The sequence below is a fragment of the uncultured Thermus sp. genome, from assembly GCF_938010445.1.
In the GTDB taxonomy this organism is placed as follows: domain Bacteria; phylum Deinococcota; class Deinococci; order Deinococcales; family Thermaceae; genus Thermus; species Thermus altitudinis.
The window spans coordinates 1-3,385 of sequence record NZ_CALLUR010000075.1; the positions used below are offsets into that span (position 1 = coordinate 1).

The 3,385-nt window shown below is 66.8% G+C and carries 4 protein-coding genes, 1 tRNA gene and 1 pseudogene; 4 read left to right on the forward strand and 2 right to left on the reverse strand.

Annotated features, from left to right (window positions below; genetic code table 11):
- Positions 1-99: 99 nt before the first annotated feature.
- The 3 genes from Q0693_RS04490 to Q0693_RS04500 all read left to right on the forward strand — a co-directional run bounded on the left by Q0693_RS04490 (position 100) and on the right by Q0693_RS04500 (position 2,099).
- Positions 100-492, forward strand: coding sequence for a hypothetical protein (locus tag Q0693_RS04490; protein ID WP_298629543.1), 393 nt, complete (start codon positions 100-102; stop codon positions 490-492).
- Between the two features lie 16 nt (positions 493-508).
- Complete coding sequence (gene tilS, locus Q0693_RS04495) at positions 509-2,029, forward strand: tRNA lysidine(34) synthetase TilS (protein ID WP_243029912.1); 1,521 nt, start codon at positions 509-511, stop codon at positions 2,027-2,029.
- Positions 2,008-2,099, forward strand: a tRNA-Ser gene (locus Q0693_RS04500). The genes tilS and Q0693_RS04500 overlap by 22 nt, the downstream gene beginning before the upstream one ends.
- 21 nt (positions 2,100-2,120) lie before the next feature.
- Here Q0693_RS04500 and Q0693_RS04505 read toward each other — a convergent pair.
- Together Q0693_RS04505 and Q0693_RS04510 are read right to left on the reverse strand one after the other, a co-directional pair.
- Positions 2,121-2,729: a YkgJ family cysteine cluster protein gene (locus Q0693_RS04505; protein WP_298629544.1), complete on the reverse strand. Its 609-nt coding sequence runs from the start codon at positions 2,727-2,729 to the stop codon at positions 2,121-2,123.
- Positions 2,726-2,938 carry a hypothetical protein gene (locus Q0693_RS04510; RefSeq protein ID WP_298629545.1) on the reverse strand — a complete coding sequence of 71 codons (213 nt, stop codon included), beginning with the start codon at positions 2,936-2,938 and terminating at the stop codon, positions 2,726-2,728. Before Q0693_RS04510 ends, Q0693_RS04505 begins: the two co-directional genes overlap by 4 nt.
- A gap of 23 nt (positions 2,939-2,961) precedes the next feature.
- On the opposite strand from Q0693_RS04510, the pseudogene Q0693_RS10815 reads away from it, so the two are divergent.
- Positions 2,962-3,385: pseudogene (locus tag Q0693_RS10815) on the forward strand (DinB family protein); the annotation flags it as partial.

A 3,385-nucleotide genomic window follows, 5' to 3' on the forward strand; every position in this document is an offset into this window, starting at 1 on the left:
AGCCGGAAAGGGGTTCCCTCGGGCAGGTCCAACACGTAGGGTCCGTTTTCCCGGAAGCGGAGCTTCATGCCCTCAGGATACCGGGGGTAAAGTGGAGGTATGGTATGCCCGCAAAACGGAAGGGTGGGCCTCGAGGTGCCCCTTAAAACGGTGAAAAACTTCCTCACCGGTGAGGCCCTTTCCCGCCTGGACCCCAATAGCCCCCACCATCTCTGCCAAGACCCCGCCTGCCCGGTGGTCTACTACGGGGAGGAGGGGGTTTACACCTTGGCGGAGGTGCGTTTCCCCATCTACGACAAGGGTGCCCCCCTTATCTGCTACTGCTTTGACTGGACCCGGGAAAGGGCCTTGCAGGCCTTGCGCCAAGGACAGGACCCGGTGGCGGAGGTGGAGGCTGGGGTTAGGGCCAAGCGCTGCGCCTGCGACCAGCGCAACCCCAGGGGGCGTTGCTGCCTTTCCACCTTGAAGGCGGAGGTGGCCAGGCTTGCCTGAGGGGGTGGCCCAAGGGTTGGAGGAGGCCTTCCGGGAACACCTGGCCCGGCTTGCGCCCAAGGACCCTTTGGTGCTGGCGGTTTCGGGGGGTGGGGATTCCGTGGCCTTGGCCCACCTGGTGAGGCGGGCGGGGCGAAGGGCGGTGGTGGCCCATCTGGACCACGCCCTTCGCCCGGAAAGCGGGGAGGACCTGGCCTTCGTGAAGGCCCTTGCGGCAAGGCTTGGTTTTCCCTTCTATGGCGAGCGGGTGGAGGTGGCCAAGGTGGCCCAGGCCCGGGGGGAGAACCTGGAGGCGGTGGCCCGGGAGATCCGCTACGCCTTCCTCCATCGGGTGGCCAAGGGGGTGAGGGCCAAGGCCATCCTCACCGCCCACACCCTGGACGACCAGGCGGAAACGGTGCTTTTAAAGCTCCTCCAGGGCACGGCCCGGGGCCTTGGCATCCGGGAAAAGGAAGGGCTGGTGGTGCGGCCCCTCCTGGCCTTCCGCCGGGAGGAGCTCAGGGGTTTCTTGCGGGAACTGGGGGAGGCCTGGCGGGAGGACCCCAGCAACCAGGACCTTTCTTTGGACCGAAACTACCTTAGGCTCCGGGTTTTCCCCCTCCTTCTGGAGCGGTTTCCCAAGGCCCGGGAGGCCCTTTCCCGCTTCGCCTTGGTGCGCGAGGAGGAGGACAAGTACCTGGAAAGGGAGGCCCGGGCTCGCCTTCTGCCCGATACCCGTTTTTTCGTTCCCGCCTATCGGGTGGTACCCCTTTTAGGGGCTCCCGCGGTCCTGAGGCAAAGGGCTTTGCGCTTCCTTTTGGAGGCCTTGGACCTCCGCCCCGAGGCCCGGCTCATCGCCCTTTTGCAGGAGGCTTTGGAGGGTGGGGTGGCCACCCTGCCTGGCGGGTATACCGCCAGGCGCAAGGGGGGCACCCTTTTCCTCATCCCTCCCAAGCCCAGCCTCCCCCTACCCCCAGGCTTCCGCCGGCCCGAGCCCGGGGACTACCTGGCCATGCCCTATGGGCGGAAGCGCCTAGTGGACTTCCTGGCGGAAAAGGGGGTGCCCAAGGAGCTTAAGGCCCTTTGGCCGGTACGGGCCGAAGGGAAGGAGGTGGTGGAGGTCCTGGGCCTCCATCCGCCTTCAGAGGAGGAGCGGTATATGGCCTTGGCCCTGGAAGAGGCCAAAAGGGCCTACCAGGAGGGCGAGGTGCCCGTGGGGGCGGTCTTGGTGGTGGGGGAAAGGGTCCATAAGGCCCACAACCGGGTGGAGGCCACGGGGGACCCCACGGCCCATGCGGAGATGCTCCTTCTCCGGGAGCTGGGCCAGGAGGCGCGTGGGGGAAGGCTTTATGTGACCCTGGAGCCCTGCCGCATGTGCCACCATGCCCTCCGGGAAGCGGGGGTGGAGGTGGTCTATGGGGTGGAAAACCTAAAGGAGGGGGCCCTAACCCGCTATGGCCAGGGGGAGGGCTTAAGGGGTGGCGTTTTGGAAGGGGAGTGTGCTAAGCTCCTAAAGGGTTTCTTTGCCCGGCTCAGGGAGGGGTGCCGGAGCGGTTGAACGGGCCGGTCTCGAAAACCGGTAGGCCCCGTAAGGGGCCTCGCGGGTTCGAATCCCGCCCCCTCCGCCAAAGGCGGCCTGCGGGCCGCTTTTACGTCACCTGAAACCCCCACCGTCCCCCCAGGATCCCTAGTTCCTTTAGGAGGGCTTCCGCTTCCTCCCTTTCCTGGGGGAACCCGGAAAGAAGCAGGTACAAAAGGGTGGCCAGCTCCCCCAGGACCAGGAAACCGTACCGCCTTTTTTCCTCCTCCCAGACCGCCTCCAGGCGTAGGCGGGCCATGCGCCAGGGAGCGGGGAGGAAGTGGCCCTGCTGCCGGCCCGCCTCGGGCTGGCAGAACCTGGGGTCACCCTGGGTGAGAAGCCCCCGGCAGGCAAGGGGGCGCCAGGGATAGACCCCGCAGAGGCCCTCTTCCAGCAAGGGGCAGGGGGTGCGGGAGAGGAAGTAGCGGCTTGGGAAGCGGGGGTCGTCCTTGCCTTCCCTCAGGAGGGCAAGCCGCTTGGGGCCTTCCTCCAGGAGCCTGGACCTTTGGGCCTGGCTGAGGTGGGGGAGAAGGGCCTCCCCTTCCAGGCGGGAAAGGGTTACAAGGCCCCAGCAGCAGGCAGAGCACCCGGCCCGGCAAGAGGGGGTGATCCCCTTTTTGGTCAGATAGTCGGCCAGGTCCGCCTCGAGGCCCTGCCAGTGCGCCTCCACCGGGTTCATCGCCGCAGGCGCCAGACGCCCCTCCTGGGGTCAAAGGGGCAGGCCCGCACGGCCACCTGGGGGCAGTAGCGCCGGTGCCGGGCCACCTCCTCCGCCAGGGCCTTGGGCAGGTGGCAGCGGGGGCAACGGGCCTGGGTTAGGGGGGGCCGCATCCCGTAGGCTAGGAGGAGGACCAGAACCAAAAGGAGAAGGAGGCCCAACGTGTCCATAAGCGTTAGTGTACGCTCTTCTCATGGCTAACCTTGCGCCTTTCCTGGAGCCTTTGGTGCCCGGGGTTCCCCCGGCAGTGTCCGCCTGGATCAAGGGGCTTAAGGAGGTGGAGCGCCACCTGGAGCGCTGGGCCTTTGACCTTCCTGAGGAAGGCTTTTGGTGGCGGCCCAAGGAGGGGCTGAACCCCATTGGGGGCCTGGTACGGCACATCACGGGAAGCTCCTTGCGGCTTTTCAGCTAAGCCTTCCCCCAGGAGCTTCCCCACTGGGCCCAAAGGGGGAGGGAGTGGGAGCTCCAGGGGGAGCCTGAGCCCAAGGGGGTGGTGGAGGCCCGCTTCCGGGAGGCTTGGGCAAGGCTGGATTCCGCTTTCCGGAGTCTACGGGAAGAGGAGCTTTCCCAGGAGGTTCCCGTGGGTGCCCAGGGCCTGATGGCCCCCAGGGCCCATA